Below are 17,118 nucleotides of genomic sequence, written 5' to 3' on the forward strand. Positions count from 1 at the left end.
ACGAGTCTCCTTTAAATAATCCCTTTGTCTTGTAAATCTTGTATCTCTTGTTCCGTTAGGTTTAAATAATTTCTTAATGTTTCAACGGTATGTGTTCCTAAATCCGGACCCAACCAATTTGTCCTACCCGGGGTTTTACTCATTCTAGGAACAATTCCAGGAATCTTTACAGTATCATTTTCTGTTAAAGAATAGGTTTGGATCATATCCCGTTCCATGTATTGAGGGTCTTTGACAATATCTTCAATACTATAAATCGGGCCAGCAGGTACATTTGCTTCATCTAAGATAGTCAATGCTTTGTCTAGGTTTACTTGTTTAGTCCAATCGTTAATGGCTTTGTCCAAGAAATCAGCATATTGGGATCGTCCACTATTCGATCGAAATCGTTCATCTTCAGCGATATCAGCTCGATCGATTGCATGCATGAAGCGTTGAAATATACTATCTCCATTTCCACCGATAACAATATATTTACCATCTTTACAAGGATAGGTATTCGAAGGAGTAATACCAGGTAGCTTAGCACCTGTGCGCTTTCGCACGACACCAAATTTATCATATTCTGGTAGGAGGGATTCCATCAGGCTGAAAACAGATTCATAGAGAGCAACATCAATTAATTGACCTTCTTTTGTCCCGCGAACATCCCGGTGATATACAGCCATAAGTGCTCCAATAACGGAGTATAAAGCGGCAAGCGAGTCGCCAATGCTTATTCCTACTCGTGGAGGCGGTAATTCTGGATAGCCTGTTATATAACGAATGCCACCCATAGATTCACCAATACTCCCAAATCCAGGTTTATCTCGATAGGGGCCAGACTGTCCAAAACCTGAGACCAATACCATGATAACCTTAGGATTCCGTTTAGCTAGTTGTTCATATCCTAGATTCCATTTTTCTAGTGTGCCTGGTCGAAAGTTGGCAATAACAATATCTGCTTCATCAATTAGTTTTCGAACAAGTTCTTGGCCATCGGCTGATTTAAGGTCAATGGTAACGGATTTTTTATTTCTTGCTTGCAGGGACCACCATAATGATTTTCCGTCATACATATAACGCCACTCACGAAGTGGATCACCTTTTTTTGGCGGTTCTATTTTAATAACGTCAGCACCAAACTCTGCAAAAAGCCTACCAGCAAAAGGGCCAGCAATTAAACTCCCCAATTCAATTACACGTAATCCTTCTAATGCTGCTATCACGTCTATCATCCTCTTATTCTTATTTATAGATTTTATATAAGATTACGTGGGTTGGATAAACGATATGACAATCAAGTCAAAGATGGGCATATGTTCTTAGCTATCTGGTGAAAGAATAGGGAAGTATATGCTTGAAAAGTGGCTGATATATCCTATATGATTTAACAATACATATTAATGAGAGTAGGTGGGAGGTACAATGAAAGGGAATCTGGATATTAGAACAATTACTGAAATGAATGAACTGGAGAATGTCATCATGTTAGAGGATGTGATTTGGGGGAATGCGACACCTGTCCATCAAACCTTCACAGCGGTAAACAATGGAGGACTTATGTTAGGTGCGTACGATGGCAAGAAGTTAGTTGGTTTTTCATATAGTTTTGCTGGATTTGACGGGAAGGAGCCCTATTTATACTCCCATATGTTAGGATTGTTACCAGCATACCGTAAAGCTGGTTTAGGGGAGAGAATGAAACAAAGGCAAGCAAAAATCGCAGAGGAGATGGGCTATGCTAAAATGATCTGGACATTCGATCCACTGCAAAGTCTTAATGCCTATCTTAATGTACACAAATTAGGAGCAACCGGAGCAATCTATAAGGAAGATTATTATGGTGAAATGGATGATGGGCTGAATAAGGGAATGCCTACCGATCGGATGTTTATCGAATGGCGTTGGAATGACCAAGCAGAACTAAAAATGGCATCACTAGAACAAGCAAGTGTATTATTAAGTGAGCAGAATGGGAAGCCAGTGATGACTGATTATTATACAGAGTCATTATCTAACGATGTGTATGCTGTTACGATCCCAAGTCATATTCAAGATATCAAAGATAGGGATTTGTTGACAGCTATTGAATGGCGAATGAAGTCAAGACAAGCATTTGTTCATTTATTTAGCCAAGGCTATCAAGCGCATGAATTTATTCGAGATACCGAAAAACCTTATAGTTATTACTATTTTACAAAGTAAGTGTACTCCGGAGAACATTAAAATGCTCTCCGGTTTTATATATCTAAAAACATCTATATAAGGTTACTTCATCTGGTACCACTTATTCATGGAAGCTGATACTTTCCATTTTTACGGTTAATTGTCATACTAGTCTATATATTCTTTAAAAAATAAGATTCCATGAATGGAGGTAACCAAATTGAATCAACACGTAATTGGAGAAGTGAATGAAAAGATCGATGTATTATGGGAAGAGGAAAAATTATTTTTAAAGATGCTAGGGACATATAAAAGTACATTAGGTAATGAAAAGGCAATTCAAACCTTTATTCAAGGTCACTTAGATGAAATGAATCTAACAACAACCACCTTTGATCCTGAACCAGAAAGATTAAAAAAGTATCACAATTATGGGCAGCCTGAATGGTCTTACCAGGATCGGCCTGTATTAGTCGGAGAATGGGAGAATCCTAATAAAATAGGGAAGAGCTTAATTTTGCAAGGGCATATTGATGTTGTAAGTGCAGAACCAGTGGAGTTATGGGACTATGATCCATATCATCCTACAATTGTGGATGAAAGAATGTATGGTCGAGGTATTTGTGATATGAAATCAGGCGTTGCAGCAATGATCTATGCCGTAAAAGCAATTCAAGCAGCTGGTATTGAACTAGGGGCAGCTTTGCAAATTCAGACAGTAATCGAAGAAGAATGTACTGGAAATGGAGCGCTAGCATTGTTAGACAAAGGATATACTGCTGACGGTGCGCTTATACCAGAACCTACGTCCCATCGAGCGATAAAAGGTCAGCTTGGGGTCATGTGGGTACGTGTAAAAGTGAGAGGAAGCGGTGCGCATGTCGAACGTGCAGAAAAAGCGCAAAATCCAATTAATAAGGCAGCATATTTAATTGAGACATTAGATGCCTATAGAGAATATATTAATCAAAAGCCAAAGCATCCAGACTTTCAAAATCATCCTCATCCACTGAATGTAAATGTTGGAATTATCCATGGAGGGGATTGGGCTTCGAATGTGCCATCTGTATGTACATTTGAGGCGAGAGTAGGTTTTTATGCAGATGTAAATCCAACAGATATTCAAAAAGAGGTCAAAGCGTGGTTGTTGGAAGCAGCTAATCAAGATAACTGGTTAAAGCAAACTCCTCCTGAGATCACATTTTATGGGTTTCACGCTCCGGGTTTTTCTTCGGTTGATCCTTCATTAATGGATTCACTTGCTAATGCGCATGAAATTACGACAAATAAACAGCTTGAATCCATTGGTTTTACGGCTACAACAGATATACGAGCTTTTGAAGAATTTTGCATTCCTGCTACTTGCTATGGTCCAAGCGGTGCTAATATGCATGCACCAAATGAATATATTCATCTAGATAGCTTAAAGACGACTACGAAAACAATAGCGGCGTTTATATTAGATTGGTGTAAAGTTCAATAGTATAAGGAAATGAACGAGTTTACGTAGAATGACTACTTTTTAAAGACAAACTTTCCGTATGCTGGTAAAGAGCTACTGCATAGTCAATCTATGTTTCATTCACCGTTTATAGAAAGCACAACAAAGGAGTAGATAAGAAAATCAAAATAGGCATGATTCCTACGGGAAGAGTACCGGTCCAAAGATTAACTTGGGGGGAAGCAATTTTTGCTTACCCCGAAGTTAGTTGTGGCCGTGTCCGCGGAAATCATGCCAAGTTTTTTGAAACCGACCCTATAACCTAAGTTAGGATATGTCGCCTGCGGTAGTAGTAAATCAGCCAAATACTTAGGCCGGCGAGTAAGAAAAGAGCTCCGATTAACAGATAATTATATATACTGGTTGCTGTATCCGGTAGAGAAGATCCATTGCCTGGGTTATTGGATGTATTTTCAATTAATGGCGATGAATCATCTTGATTCTTATCTGTTTTATCTTGTTCAGAACCTGCTTTTGGCTTTTCAACGCTTGGGTTACCATCACCATCGCCATCTTTATTCTCCGATTCGTTACCATCTTCTTCCTTGTTATCATCGTTGTCTCCTGGATTAACAATTTCCCCATCTTCCGTTAGGAAACTCCAAATATCAGAACGGGTTGTACCGCCATATTTATCGGTTGCTTCAACATACCAGAAATATTCATGATCTGGATCTAAATTCTGCCACGCGACGGAAGCTTTTTCACCACTTGGGACGTTTTCAACACGATCGATTAATGTATCGGTATATACATTTACTTCTAGATAATCTGTTGCTACTTTTTTCGTTTGAGCTGCCATATCATAATCCAACGAGAATGTATCTTTTCCAGGATATTCTTCCGGATTATAATAATTATAGTCATCTAAGTGCGGAGAATAGGTTTGTACATCAATTTGATTGTTTTCCATATTGAAATTCAATATTCGTAAATACCCTTGTCCACCTTCAGGACCTCCTTGATAATCGGCCAACATTTGATAAACCGTACGATCGGAAATGCCATCTCTATTATCGTCAATTTCATCTATCAATGTTTGTGCATTATGATAATGTCCACATAAAACAGCAAAGACATTTTCATTTGGCACGACAACTTTTTCAAATAATTCGTCTCCTGTTGGGCTTCTGCTTCCAGTTGCTAGCAAGTATTCATGTACATTCAAAATCGCTTTTCGATTAGGATGTGCTTGTAAAACTTCATTAAGCCATTCGATACCCTCTTCTTCGATTCCCCAGCCAAGATGTACCATGATGAAGTCCATGCCATTCGCAGAAATTAAATCATAGTGTCCGCGATTATTTTGGAAAGAACCTCCATAATAATCATTGTTCTCAAACCGATCTGCGCCGAAGAATTGATAGTAATTCTCATAGTTTCGGCTTTTATTATATACATCATGGTTGCCGGCGACAACCCCATAAGGAATGCCTGCGTCATCGAGAACGCGCATTGATCTATCAGCAACATCCCATTGTTCAAAATCATCGTAAACATTTACTAAATCGCCAGAATGAAAAACATATTCAATGTTTAACGTATCTCGATTGTTCGCAATCCAATCCACTTGCTTATCATAGATATATGGATAACTTTCGGAGTAATATTGTGTATCTGCCATCCAAACGAAACTAAAATCTTCTCCTGGGTTGGCGATTTGGTCTTGGACAATCACACTGACTTTTTGATCTTGTACATAATCCAACCCTTTTACAGAGCCTATAAGTTGAAATGCTTCTTTTCCTGCAATCGTAGATACGAGCGGCGCCCATTTGCTTGTTTCATAATTCCAAGCATACATGGTTACTTTTCTTCCCTCTAAAGAAGAACCATTCCAGACAATTTCGATTTCGTCATTTTTATCTACCTGTTTATCTACCCTGACATCAAATCGGTGATAAGGGAATTTTTGCTTCGATTCGGTAGATAATTCATTTCCATCTAAAGCCTGCAGTTGGTTTCGCTGTTCTTTTGTAAGACGATCTTCTCCATCTGGTAAGTAGCCAATAGGGGGTTCAGTGCTGACTGCGTTTTGTGAAATCGTGATATTCTCATCTTCGGCCGTGTATTGAAAAGCTTCATGGAAGTTAACATCCATAATGTCATTCGTCGGGTCCTTTACAGTTACGGATAGATTGGCGCTTGTTGTATGAGCATTATCACTAAGCCAATCTGGCATTAATGGATGCTCTTCTGTAACAGAAAAGGATACCTTTTTCTTTGCTACATTATTTGCTTTATCCGTAGCCTGATAGACAAGTTCATGACTCCCTGGTTTTAGTAGTGCAGATGACGTTTCGTAAGGTAAGGAAATGTATTCTCCATCTAACGTTGCAGTTATTGATGTAACCTCACTTGTGGCATCTTTTGCCTCTGCATCAATCGTAAATTCACCTTTGTATGTTTTTCCCTCGTTAATGGAAGGGATTAGTGTTGGACTTGTATTATCAGTTATAATCGCAGTTGTTATTGTCTTATCTTGATAACTTGTTTTTACTTCATGCTTTCCATCTTCTACAGATGTTGTATCAAATACATAAGCTGTTGATGTAAATTGTTCTTCTTCTAAATTAAAGTTAAAGTCGTAGATAGCATCTTTTCTTGGACTATCGCCAATAGAATACGCTTTGCTAGGATCTGAATAAGCTGGATCATAGATGGTTGTCCCGTCTTTTAAAACGAGTCGGATATTTTTTATCATAAAATCATCCCGATTCTCTTCGGAAGTTTCATCAAATGGACTAACTTTGTTACCTGCTCGGATAGAAATCGTATTTTCCCCTTGCTGAAGCCGTTCAGCAGACACCGGTACAGTTAATGTCGTGAAATCCGTATACGTGTCGTCAAAAACCTCGAGAATCTCATCTCCCATGGTTACGCCATTTTTAAAGTAAATATTTGTTTCCTTTACATCAAAGGCAAAGTAAGCCTCCGTTTCCATTGCTTCAAAAGTATCTGTTATCTGCCGATCATCAATAAATAGCTGCGTTTCATTGTTGTATGTATCAGCGGTTGCTTTAATCACTTTTTCACCAGAAAGTAGTTGATTATCTTCGAGATTAAGCCTTAATCCTTCTTGTGAAAATGGATTCTCAATCTCTATATAATTAGCAGGAGCAGTTAATTGGTTTCGGCCATCGCTAGCGACAAAATAGTATTCTAGCGTTTGTTTTCCTATAAGTTCTGGTTCATATACGATATGCTGATAGTGGTTATCGGCTTGTTTCTCTAAGTTTACTTTTCGAAAATCTTTCTTTTCATCAGTGCGATAATAAACAGCTGCTGACTTAATTCCAATATTATCCGTAATGGCAGCGGAAAGGGTTACTGGCTCTTCAGATGTTATTTTCTTTTTCGTTGTCGTATTTTTAATAATTGGTTCTTCTCTATCTGCTGGTAGGTTTATTCTTTTAGGTGGTACTTGTGCTGCTAATGTTTCTCCAGGAGTCGCATCCCATTCTCCAGCACTAATTTTTGTTGATTGTAGACTTCCATCGATGGGGTAACGATAGAAAATACCTTTATTAGCAACGGTGTCATCGCTGTCAACTAGGTCATTGTAGCTTGCATAAGAGAGTTCCTCTCCCGTTTTAGTGGCAATTAATAACGTACGTTCACTGCCGTTAGCCATGCCGTTATTGTATATTTTAAATAGGTTATCTCCATCTACTAAATTGGTTTGGAAATGGGCATTAAAATCAGCTGCTTGCTTATCTGTATTTCCATGATTAATTACCCAGAATACGATGGATTCACCAGAAGGTATCATTATATCTTTTCCTTCTTCAGGCCCCCAAACTAGATCATTACTTGCACTCGTATTTGGGTATCGGTAGCGAATACTGTAGTCCTTAAAGTTAATTGATTCTGTTGAATTATTATAGACCTCGATAAATTCATAGCCATCCGCACCATTCAAATTTGTTGTATCTGGTGTAATCTCCGTCATTAGTAATGGTGGAACTTCTTGATAGTCAATCGGTTGCTGAGAAAAAGTATAGTCTTCTACATCCGTTTTAGTATCTCCAGATTGATTTGAAGCCTCCACATAAAACTGAATGGTTTCCCTCCAAATCTCTTCTCGAGGAATTGTAACCGTGTAGGTTTGGGAATCATCTTCGGAAGCTTGTAGGGACCATGTTTGATATTGAGTATCTTCACTTTGAAGTATTGCAAGATTAGTCCCAATGATTTCTTGTTCGGAAGTAACTGTTACATTAAAAATGATTTGTTCTTTCGTTACTGTGAAAGTAGGTGATTCAATGACTGGTGTACTTGTATCATTAATGACTACAGGCTCCTCAGGTGCTTGTCCATCAATAATGGTTAATGGCGTCATTCCTTCGCCAATACCAGCTTTAACCATTCTGTCATTTTCTGCTGGATACGTATAAACAATCCCTTGATCTGCATTGGTATCATCGGTTACTTGATTGTACGAAGCAGCAATGATCTCATTCTCATACTTGTCTGCAACAATTAGCGTACGTTCACTACCATTAGCCATACCGGCACTATCTAGTTTGGCAACATGGCTTTCTGGCATCGTTAACCCGTAGTGCGTATTAAAGTCAGCAACCGTTTGCTTCTGATTTCCATCATTTTTTATCCAAATAATAAAGCTGTCTTGAGGTTCGATTAGTTGATCATTTGTAATATCCCAATGCTGATCAGCTGTTTCTGTTGGATAACGGTAAATGATTTGATAATCGCTCATTTGAATGGGCTGATTGGAATTATTATAGACTTCGATAAATTCATAGGCATCGGCACCGTTTATATTTGCTGTATCAGGTGTAATTTCGGTAATCAGTAATGGTGGTATGGTTTGTGGATCAGCTTTATTGGTTTGTTCTATAGTAACTTGTATATCATTTGTTTCAGGATAGCTAATTGTTGTCCCATCTTCAGCTTCAGCGACAATCCGATACGAAAAAGTAGGAGACCAGAGCTGTTCTTTAGGAATGGTGACAGTATACACATTTGAATCAGTCGCTTTCGTAAAAACAAGCTCTTGTACTGTCATTCCTTCTCCTGTTCTGTAATGCAATGTTAATTGATTTGTGTTAGGAGCAGTAGCTGTAATAGTTAAATCGTTTGTATCCGTAGCAGATGTGATTGGTTCATGTTGAATTGGTTGTGTAGACTCATTTTTTCCCTTATCGGCATTGTCATATAATGCTTGTTGTTGCTCGGCTTTTTCTTGCTTGTTTTTAGAAGTGCCCTCCGTTTGATTTTCTGGTGATGTTGGCTCTTTAATTTCAATTACGTTCTCCGGTACTTGACCAGGCAAAAGGTTAATAGGTGCAGCTTGCTTAGTTAGACCGCCGCTTTTCATTTCTCCTTCATGATAATAATATAATTGACTAGCTGCTGTATCTGAATCACTATAAGAAACAGTAGAAACGTCTTCCTTCTTTTGATTATGAACGAGCTGTAGTTTTATATCTTGGGTAGGCAGGTCCTTATATTCGAGCATGATAAGTTGATCGTCTGTGAGGTTGGTTTCATAAAGTTGATTAAAATCATTACGGTTTTTATTTGCCTCGGATAACCAAAGTACGATTGTTTTTCCAGAAGCTACCGTACTTTCTGGTATATCTAGCTTTTTATCCCCAAGAGATAGGGTATAATCATTAAGTTTCAACTGTTGATTCGTGTTGTTATAAAGTTCAATAAAAGGCTGTTCTCTAAGATTTACTTCAGTAATAAGCAGGGATGATGTTGATAAGGAAACATCATCTGCTTGTTTTTTAATTGGTAGAGAATAGACAGTAGATGTTTTTTCTTCCTGATTATTTTTCGCTTCAATCCAATAATCTACGGAATCTGACCAAAGTACGGATCCAGGTATTGTTTCTGTAAATGTATCGTTCTTAGATCGTTTCATATCGACACGAATTGGTTGTGCGTATTTGGTTGCTTGATAAACGAGTTGAACGGTTGTCGCATTTGGAACAGTAGCTTGAATGTATTGATCTTGGTTATAACCAACTTGGGAAGGGGGTTCATGTTCTATTTCTAGAGGGAGCTCTTTCTGATCTTTTAATTCCTCCATGGTTTGCTCTTCTTTTGCGTCTGCCGTTTTGTTTTCACCTTGATCGGTCTGCTCTTCGTTTTCTACCTTTTCAATTGGATTTGAAACAGAGGCATAAGCGATCGAAGTTGACTGTAATAGACTTGTTACAAACAACATGGTGGCAGCAATAACTGCAAGTAAGCTATGTAACTTCCGTTTTTTCATTTTTTCCCTCCTAGATTAAATTTAGTTTAAGTATACGTTTCAACTATTAAAGTGAAATGAAGATATTGTGAAGATTTGGTAAATCGATCATAATCTATATTTACTAAAAATGAATAGATGATGTTACAACTTGTTATCTATTTGAAACAGATTCCTAGATGGTGGTACATGATACGAAGCTTCGGTAAAGTATTTACATGAATGATTTGAAAGCGTTTACTATTGATAAGGCAAATCAATAGGAGGAACATATGGAACATCAAAAGCGAACTTCGTTTCCCAATCATTTTCTTTGGGGATCTGCTTCAGCCGCCTATCAAGTGGAAGGAGCGTGGAATAAAGCCGGAAAAGGTCCGTCTGTATGGGATATTTTTACAAAGAAAGAGGGAATGACCTACAAAGGAACAAATGGAGATGTAGCGGTTGATCATTACCACAGGTATCGAGAAGATGTTGCCTTAATGGCAGAAATGGGCTTAAAAGCATATCGGTTTTCCATAGCCTGGAGTAGAATTTATCCAATCGGTAAAGGAAAGGTGAATGAACAGGGGTTGCAATTTTATGATGATCTAATCAATGAATTGCTTTCTTATGACATCGAACCAATTATTACTGTCTATCATTGGGATGTTCCACAAGCATTAATGGACGAATATGGCGCATGGGAATCGAGAAAGATCATTGATGATTTTACGAAATATTGTATTACCTTATTTAAGCGATATGGAGACCGAGTAACCTATTGGGTAACCATGAATGAGCAAAACGTGTTTATCGGACTTGGGTATCAAGCGGGTATCCACCCACCAGGTGTTAAGGATACCAAGCGAATGTACCAAGCCAATCATATCGCAAATGTAGCAAATGCTAAGGTGATCCAAGCCTTTCGTAAATATGTGCCTGCAGGAAAAGTTGGACCGAGTTTTGCCTATATGCCCGGATATCCACTAGATAGTAAGCCAGACAATGTACTTGCTTTTGAGAATGTTGAAGAGCAGCGTAACTATTGGTGGATGGATATTTATGCATTTGGACAATATCCGCAAATAATGTGGAATTTCTTAGAAGCACATAGTTTAGCGCCAGTGGTAGAACCGGGAGATATGGAACTCCTAAAAGAAGCAAAGCCTGATTTCATGGGAGTGAATTATTATCGCTCGGGAACGGTTGAATCCAATCCGCTAGACGGAATAAGTATGGGAACAATGAACACGACTGGGAAGAAAGGGACTTCATCGGAGTCAGGCGTACCAGGATTGTTTAAAACAGTTAAAAACCCTTTTCTGGAAGTGACAAATTGGGATTGGGAAATTGATCCAATAGGGCTTCGCATTGGATTGCGGCGAATAGCAACCGCTATGGACTACCAGTTTTAATTACAGAAAATGGACTAGGAGAATTTGATGAGGTGGAAGCAAATGGCTTCATAAATGATGATTATCGAATTGCATACATCAAAGCGCATATTGAGCAAGTTCAACAGGCAATATCGGATGGAGTGGAAGTACTCGGATACTGTACGTGGTCATTTACTGATCTATTAAGTTGGTTAAATGGATACCAGAAACGATATGGCTTCGTTTATGTAGATCGAAATGAATGGAATGAAAGAGATTTACGTAGAATAAAAAAGAAAAGCTTTTATTGGTATCAATCAGTAATTAAGCAGAATGGGCTTAGAGAAGAATAGAGGGGGAGAGATAATGAAAATATTATTAGTATGTGCAGCCGGTATGTCTACAAGTCTCTTAGTCACCAAGATGAAGGAGCATGCAGCGAATTTAGGCAAAGAAGTAGAGATTATTGCATTGCCAATATCCGAATGCAGTACGGTGGCTGATGAAGTAGATGTAGTTCTTCTTGGACCACAAGTACGTTACCAGAAACCGCAAGTTGATACCATTATTAATGGTAGAGTTCCAGTTGAAGTTATTGATATGCGAGACTACGGAACGATGAATGGAGAAGCGGTGTTAAATAGAGCAATGGCTCTCCACGGAGAATAAAAAAAGGGGGGATAATAATGGGTTTTATGAGCAAATTTGAAAGCGTTATCGAAAGGATATTAGTTCCGATTGCGAATAAGTTAAATTCACAGCGTCATATTATTGCAGTTCGTGATGCATTCATTCTCGCTTTTCCATTAACGATGGCTGGTTCGATCATTTTATTATTAAATTTCGCGATTTTATCACCGGATGGATTCATAGCAAATTTATTATTCTTAGATAAATTATTCCCGAATCTAAGTAACTATCAAGAAATCTTTACCCCAGTATTACGGGGATCGACAGAAATTATGTCTATCTTCATTGTGTTTTTAGTTGCAAGAAATCTTGCAATCTATTTAAAGGCGGATGATTTATTAGCAGGTTTAACTGCTTTATCCTCTTATTTTATCGTTTATACGGCAAATATCGATGTTGATGGGCAAGGTTATATGACTGTTCAATGGCTTGGTGCTCAAGGATTATTTGTTGCGTTAATTATTGGATTATTAGTTGGTGAAATCTTTAGTAAGCTTTCGAAAGCAAAGCGATTACAAATTACTATGCCGCCTCAGGTGCCATCGGCAGTAGCAAGGTCATTTCGTGTGTTATTCCCGATCATTTTTATTACAATTGGTGTTTCTGTATTAAACTATTTAATTATTAAATTTAATGATGGGGGCATTCATGAGTTAGTTTATACCGTATTACAGGCGCCATTGAAAGATATGGGCACAAACGTATGGACAGTACTATTTCTAGGTGTTGTTTCTAACCTCCTTTGGATTTTTGGAATTCATGGGCCAAATACAGTTGCGGCTGTACGGGAAGCAATTTTTGCAGAGGCGAATTTAGAAAATCTGGAATATGTAGGACAAAATGGGATGGCTTGGGGAGCACCGTATCCTGAAACATGGGGAACGTTGTATGATGCTTTTGCAAACTATGGTGGTTCTGGAATGACGATTGGTTTGGTACTAGCAATATTGTTTATTTCTAAGCGGAAGGATCATCGTGAAATTGGAAAACTTTCACTTGCGCCAGGTTTATTCAATATTAATGAACCCGTTATTTTTGGTTTACCAATCGTTTTGAATCCGTTGTTTATGATTCCGTTTATCATGGTTCCTTTTGTTAACACACTCATTGGTTATTTTTTTATTACACTAGAATTGATCCCACCCTCAGCGTATGCGATACCTTGGACAACGCCTGGCGTACTTATCCCTTTCTTAGGTTCGGGAGGAAATTGGCTGGCTTTATTTGTAGGGATTTTATGTGTGGTTGTCTCCATTCTAATTTATTTACCGTTTGTAATTGCCGCGAATAAAGCAATACCTGGGAATCAACCTAATGATAGTTTAGATAAAGAAGAGGTGTGACTATGAAGGTAGAAGAACAAGCAATATTTGATCTAATTAGTCATGTAGGTTCAGCTAGAAGTTCATTAATGGAGGGATTATATGCCGCTAGAGAAAATCGAATGGAAGAAGCAGAACTAAAAATAGCTGAAGCCGTTACATTATTAAATAACGGCCATAAGGTTCATACAGCTTTTATAACCCAAGAAGCTGCAGGGAGCAAAATTGAATTCTCCCTGCTCCTCATGCATGCGGAAGACCTGATGCTCACAACCGAAACTTTAAAAGAGATGGTGACAGAAATGGTAGTCATGTATAAGAGAATCCATCATCTCTCCATACATGGGCAGAATTAATCTCGTTGCATTACTTCATAGGTTGCTTTAGCTAGGCTTTCTAAAAAATGAATCACAGGGATTTGGGTGGTAAGGTTATATGTTTTCCGATATTCTGGTGTAACAAAGTAAGCAAGGTTATAATCCGAAATTTTAGCTAATGTGCAGTCAGAATGATTGGTAATACTTACCACCGTACTTCCTCTTTGTTTCATCTGATTGGTTAAATTAAGTACATGATCTGTCTCCCCGGATACGGAAAGGATAAGGGCAACACTGTCTTCAAAAGTTGTTGGGTGAATGGGAAAGAAAGGGTCCTTTATATGTAGGGAAAATTTCCGCAATGCAGAGAAATAACGTGCTCCATATTCTGCTAAAATACCAGACGTGCCAATACCAATAAAAATTAAATTTTTCGCCTTTACTAAGTGGTTGGCAATCTCATATATTTTCGTTTGATAATCGTGCTGTAACGTACGTTCGAGAAATTCAGAAAGGGAAGTAGTTGTATTTATCATCCGCAGCTGCTCTGCTTCTTTCAGGTATAATTTTAACTTAATTTTGAATTCCGAAAAACCATCACAATCAATCTTTTTACAGAAACGAAGAATACTGGTTGTAGATACATGCGTTTCCTTTGCTAATTCTCTAATCCGCATATACTGTACCTTTTCCAGATGGTTCATAATAAAGTTATAAAGACTATATTCTAATTCAGAAAAATGACTAATCTGGTTGTCAGAAAACATAAAACCCCTCCCCAATAAACGAATTTTATTCCATTATATACGATTTACACGATCCTTATATGCATAGATTGCCTATATCACCGGTTTGGTAGGTACCAGCTTTTTTGAAGGAAATTGATAACAAAATGCCACTATTTGTCATGTTTATTCGATTATAGTATTAACAAGCATTGCTAGGAGGAAAGTGGCATGAAGCAACCCAATACGTTTGATCTAACTTTTGAAGAAGTACTTGCTCAGAATGAACGGAGAATTCATTATCATATTCACAGGTTAAAGATAAGAGATCCCCATCAAGAATTTTTTCAAGAGGGGTTAGTGGCGATGTGGAATGCGTATGAAACCTATCATGCGGATAAAGGCCCGCTAGCTACCTATTTCAATTATGCAATTCGTAATCGGATGATCGATTTGATTCGTAAACAAACAAAAGAGAGAGAAAATGTAAAAGCCTACATTGAACAACAAAAAATAAAAACGATGACTGGAAATTATTATCAGAAAGGAACAAGTAATTATTCAGTTAAGCAGATGGAATCCGTACATTTCGATGAGAAGATCTTTTTAAGTGAGGCGAAGAAGGTATTAACCGAAAAGCAATGGAAATGGTTAAATCTATTTGCTGTTCAGAACTTAACGATGAAAGAGATTGCCGAAATGGAAGGTGTATCAATTGATGCAGTAAAAAGCTGGGGGAGAGAAGCGAGAAAAAAACTACGTACCAGTGAATCACTGGATGTAGGAGATAATCGCTTTTAAAAATTTCATGTCATGCGGCGGGAATTAATGTCAACTATTTGAATGATTACATAACTGTACAACTTATGGCTGTCGGTGTACATCTCCTTCTCCATTATCAATCGTTAACAAATGGTTGTTATCTTGAACGACTGCATAAAAAATGTTGCGCTCATCTGAATATCCAGCTGAAGTAAGCTCTTTTCTTAACCATTGGACGTCTTTGTTAATAAGTTTCAAGTTTTGATGCTGAATTTTCCCTTCAACAATCGCTGCAAGCGGAAGTCCTTGGTAGGGAGCAGCCATATCTAGTTGCTTTGGTGTGACAGGTGCATCTTCTGGTTTTGGTAAAATACTAATTTCCCCACTAGGTTCAATAATTGCATACTCAATAGAATCGATTGTTGAATACCCTTTTTCTCTTAAGCTCGACAACAATTCAGCCAGTGCAAAACGAGATTGTTTTAGATTTCTCTTAATCAGCTTGCCGTGTTTGATAACAATAGTTGGCTGTCCGATGAAATATTTATTTAACCGATTAATTAGTGTAAGTTTTGAAAAGATGATATGAATAGTGCCAATAGCTATGAGTGCGACAATTGCATAGGCCAGGTTATCTGTAACCACCGGGCCGATCGCTATCGAAACGACGAAAAAGACGCCTGCTAAATCGTGAGCGGTTAATTGAGCAAAAGCGGATTTACCTAACAAACGAATAATGATGATCGTTAGGATGTATATTAAAATGACTTTTCCGATATATAAAATCATATTCGTATCCTCACCTCTAACATATCTAGTAATAGTATGGATGAACCAAGCAAAAATATAAGTTAAGATAGGAACCTTTTGCCTATACACTTGAAAAGGCATTCTGTCTGTTTATGAAAGTTAAAAAATCCCCAAACCATATCGGGCTGGAGATTTTTTAACTAAAATTTATATACTTGTTTTACTGCCTCGTATAGAATATGAACCCCGTTCATTAATGCATCTTTATTGAACATCATTTGCGGATGATGAAGTCCAGGAGTAAGATCGCAACCCAATCCAAGCATGGTGGCTTTTAAGTTGGGTTTTTTAATGGTATAGAAATGAAAATCATCGCCACCAGGTGTTTCTAGAGGAGCATCTGTGTTTTCTGTTCCTAGCACATGGTTTATTGCAGCTTCCATAATGGCAATTGCTTCATCGCTGGTTTCGGCTGCAACAATGCCATCGGTATTGGTAATGTCGATTTCGACGTCATATAAATTCTTCATGGTTTCAAAAATATGAAGTACCTTTGCATCGAGTTCTTCCATAATTGCATTCGTTTGGGCCCTCATATCTAGGGAGAAGGATGCGTTACCAGGAATAATATTTGTGCTCTTTCCACCTGCTTGGAAGTTCGTCATTTTTACAGAATGCGGAATACGAGGATCTAGATGAATTTTACTTAATAAATTGACAATTTGAGCACCTACTTCAATCGCGTTGATATTTAAATGTGGTCTGGCGCCATGTGCATCATGTCCTTTGATGACTGCATTGTACATTTTAGCAGCACCGTGAACAATAACTGGTGTAGCATGACCCATTTTCGTCTCTTGTTGTGGACGAAGGTGAACGCCGAATAAGTAGTCAACTTCGTCTATCATTCCTTTATCTACAATGGATAATGCACCAGATCCCTTTTCTTCAGCTGGTTGAAAAATGAACCGTAAAGCTACTTTGTCTTTTAATTCTGGAGATTGGTTTATTTTCCATAATAGCCCTAGAACTATGGACATATGGGCATCATGACCGCAGGAGTGATTCGCTTGAAATTGACCATTTACTTCTTGCCATAATGCATCTATATCAGCTCGAACCGCAACAATTGGTAGGTTTGCATGAAATCTTCCGAAGTCGCCAATGACACCTGTTTGATCATGGAAAGTAGTAACCCGGCAGCCATTCTTTTCTAAGATAGAGGCAATATATTGCGTGGTTTCCGTTTCTTCCCAACTAATTTCTGCGTGATTATGTAAATACGTGAATGTATCTTTAACCTGTTGTTCAATATTCAT

Annotated in this window: 11 protein-coding genes and 1 pseudogene; 7 read left to right on the forward strand and 5 right to left on the reverse strand. The window is 38.0% G+C overall.

Going from position 1 to position 17,118, the window contains the following annotated elements; translation table 11 throughout:
* Positions 1-11 precede the first annotated feature (11 nt).
* A complete protein-coding gene (locus BN990_RS05105; protein ID WP_031335037.1) occupies positions 12-1,217 on the reverse strand; it encodes a CaiB/BaiF CoA transferase family protein in 1,206 nt (401 codons plus the stop codon).
* A gap of 190 nt (positions 1,218-1,407) precedes the next feature.
* Between BN990_RS05105 and BN990_RS05110 the strand changes: the two genes are divergently transcribed.
* Together BN990_RS05110 and BN990_RS05115 are read left to right on the forward strand one after the other, a co-directional pair.
* Entirely contained in the window at positions 1,408-2,187 is a 780-nt protein-coding gene (locus BN990_RS05110) for a GNAT family N-acetyltransferase (protein WP_038242799.1), read from the forward strand.
* Positions 2,188-2,368: 181 nt separating this feature from the next.
* Positions 2,369-3,631: an ArgE/DapE family deacylase gene (locus tag BN990_RS05115; RefSeq protein ID WP_021289314.1), complete on the forward strand. Its 1,263-nt coding sequence runs from the start codon at positions 2,369-2,371 to the stop codon at positions 3,629-3,631.
* A gap of 280 nt (positions 3,632-3,911) precedes the next feature.
* Here the strand turns inward: BN990_RS05115 and BN990_RS05120 are convergent, their stop codons facing one another.
* Complete coding sequence (locus tag BN990_RS05120) at positions 3,912-9,896, reverse strand: lamin tail domain-containing protein (RefSeq protein WP_051739027.1); 5,985 nt, start codon at positions 9,894-9,896, stop codon at positions 3,912-3,914.
* Between the two features lie 251 nt (positions 9,897-10,147).
* On the opposite strand from BN990_RS05120, the pseudogene BN990_RS05125 reads away from it, so the two are divergent.
* The 4 genes and pseudogenes from BN990_RS05125 (at position 10,148) to BN990_RS05140 (ending at position 13,601) form a co-directional block, all read left to right on the forward strand.
* Positions 10,148-11,586 (forward strand): annotated as a pseudogene (locus tag BN990_RS05125) (glycoside hydrolase family 1 protein).
* A 10-nt stretch (positions 11,587-11,596) separates the two neighbouring features.
* Complete coding sequence (locus tag BN990_RS05130; RefSeq protein ID WP_031335033.1) at positions 11,597-11,902, forward strand: PTS sugar transporter subunit IIB; 306 nt, start codon at positions 11,597-11,599, stop codon at positions 11,900-11,902.
* Positions 11,903-11,919: 17 nt separating this feature from the next.
* The gene (locus BN990_RS05135) at positions 11,920-13,266 is read left to right on the forward strand and encodes a PTS sugar transporter subunit IIC (RefSeq protein WP_021289310.1); all 1,347 of its coding nucleotides are present in this window, start codon (positions 11,920-11,922) and stop codon (positions 13,264-13,266) included.
* Positions 13,267-13,268: 2 nt separating this feature from the next.
* On the forward strand, positions 13,269-13,601 hold the full coding sequence (locus tag BN990_RS05140; protein ID WP_021289309.1) for a PTS lactose/cellobiose transporter subunit IIA: 333 nt from the start codon (positions 13,269-13,271) through the stop codon (positions 13,599-13,601).
* Here BN990_RS05140 and BN990_RS05145 read toward each other — a convergent pair.
* Entirely contained in the window at positions 13,598-14,329 is a 732-nt protein-coding gene (locus BN990_RS05145) for a MurR/RpiR family transcriptional regulator (RefSeq protein ID WP_021289308.1), read from the reverse strand. The genes BN990_RS05140 and BN990_RS05145 overlap by 4 nt on opposite strands.
* A 189-nt stretch (positions 14,330-14,518) precedes the next feature.
* On the opposite strand from BN990_RS05145, the gene BN990_RS05150 reads away from it, so the two are divergent.
* Complete coding sequence (locus BN990_RS05150) at positions 14,519-15,088, forward strand: sigma-70 family RNA polymerase sigma factor (protein WP_038242800.1); 570 nt, start codon at positions 14,519-14,521, stop codon at positions 15,086-15,088.
* A 63-nt stretch (positions 15,089-15,151) separates the two neighbouring features.
* On the opposite strand, the gene BN990_RS05155 is transcribed toward BN990_RS05150, so the two are convergent.
* On the reverse strand, positions 15,152-15,838 hold the full coding sequence (locus BN990_RS05155; RefSeq protein ID WP_021289306.1) for a DUF421 domain-containing protein: 687 nt from the start codon (positions 15,836-15,838) through the stop codon (positions 15,152-15,154).
* A gap of 161 nt (positions 15,839-15,999) precedes the next feature.
* Positions 16,000-17,118: a M20 peptidase aminoacylase family protein gene (locus tag BN990_RS05160; protein WP_232620897.1), complete on the reverse strand. Its 1,119-nt coding sequence runs from the start codon at positions 17,116-17,118 to the stop codon at positions 16,000-16,002.

The organism is Virgibacillus salexigens, assembly GCF_000723585.1.
In the GTDB taxonomy this organism is placed as follows: Bacteria; Bacillota; Bacilli; order Bacillales; family Amphibacillaceae; genus Virgibacillus; species Virgibacillus salexigens.

Excerpts from the sequence above, each read along its gene's own strand:
- BN990_RS05105 (WP_031335037.1), bottom strand. The coding sequence starts at position 1,217 with ATGATAGACGTGATAGCAGCATTAGAAGGATTACGTGTAATTGAATTG.
- BN990_RS05110 (WP_038242799.1), top strand. The coding sequence starts at position 1,408 with ATGAAAGGGAATCTGGATATTAGAACAATTACTGAAATGAATGAACTG.
- BN990_RS05120 (WP_051739027.1), bottom strand. The coding sequence starts at position 9,896 with ATGAAAAAACGGAAGTTACATAGCTTACTTGCAGTTATTGCTGCCACC.
- BN990_RS05135 (WP_021289310.1), top strand. The coding sequence starts at position 11,920 with ATGGGTTTTATGAGCAAATTTGAAAGCGTTATCGAAAGGATATTAGTT.
- BN990_RS05140 (WP_021289309.1), top strand. The coding sequence starts at position 13,269 with ATGAAGGTAGAAGAACAAGCAATATTTGATCTAATTAGTCATGTAGGT.
- BN990_RS05145 (WP_021289308.1), bottom strand. The coding sequence starts at position 14,329 with ATGTTTTCTGACAACCAGATTAGTCATTTTTCTGAATTAGAATATAGT.
- BN990_RS05150 (WP_038242800.1), top strand. The coding sequence starts at position 14,519 with ATGAAGCAACCCAATACGTTTGATCTAACTTTTGAAGAAGTACTTGCT.
- BN990_RS05155 (WP_021289306.1), bottom strand. The coding sequence starts at position 15,838 with ATGATTTTATATATCGGAAAAGTCATTTTAATATACATCCTAACGATC.
- BN990_RS05160 (WP_232620897.1), bottom strand. The coding sequence starts at position 17,118 with ATGAATATTGAACAACAGGTTAAAGATACATTCACGTATTTACATAAT.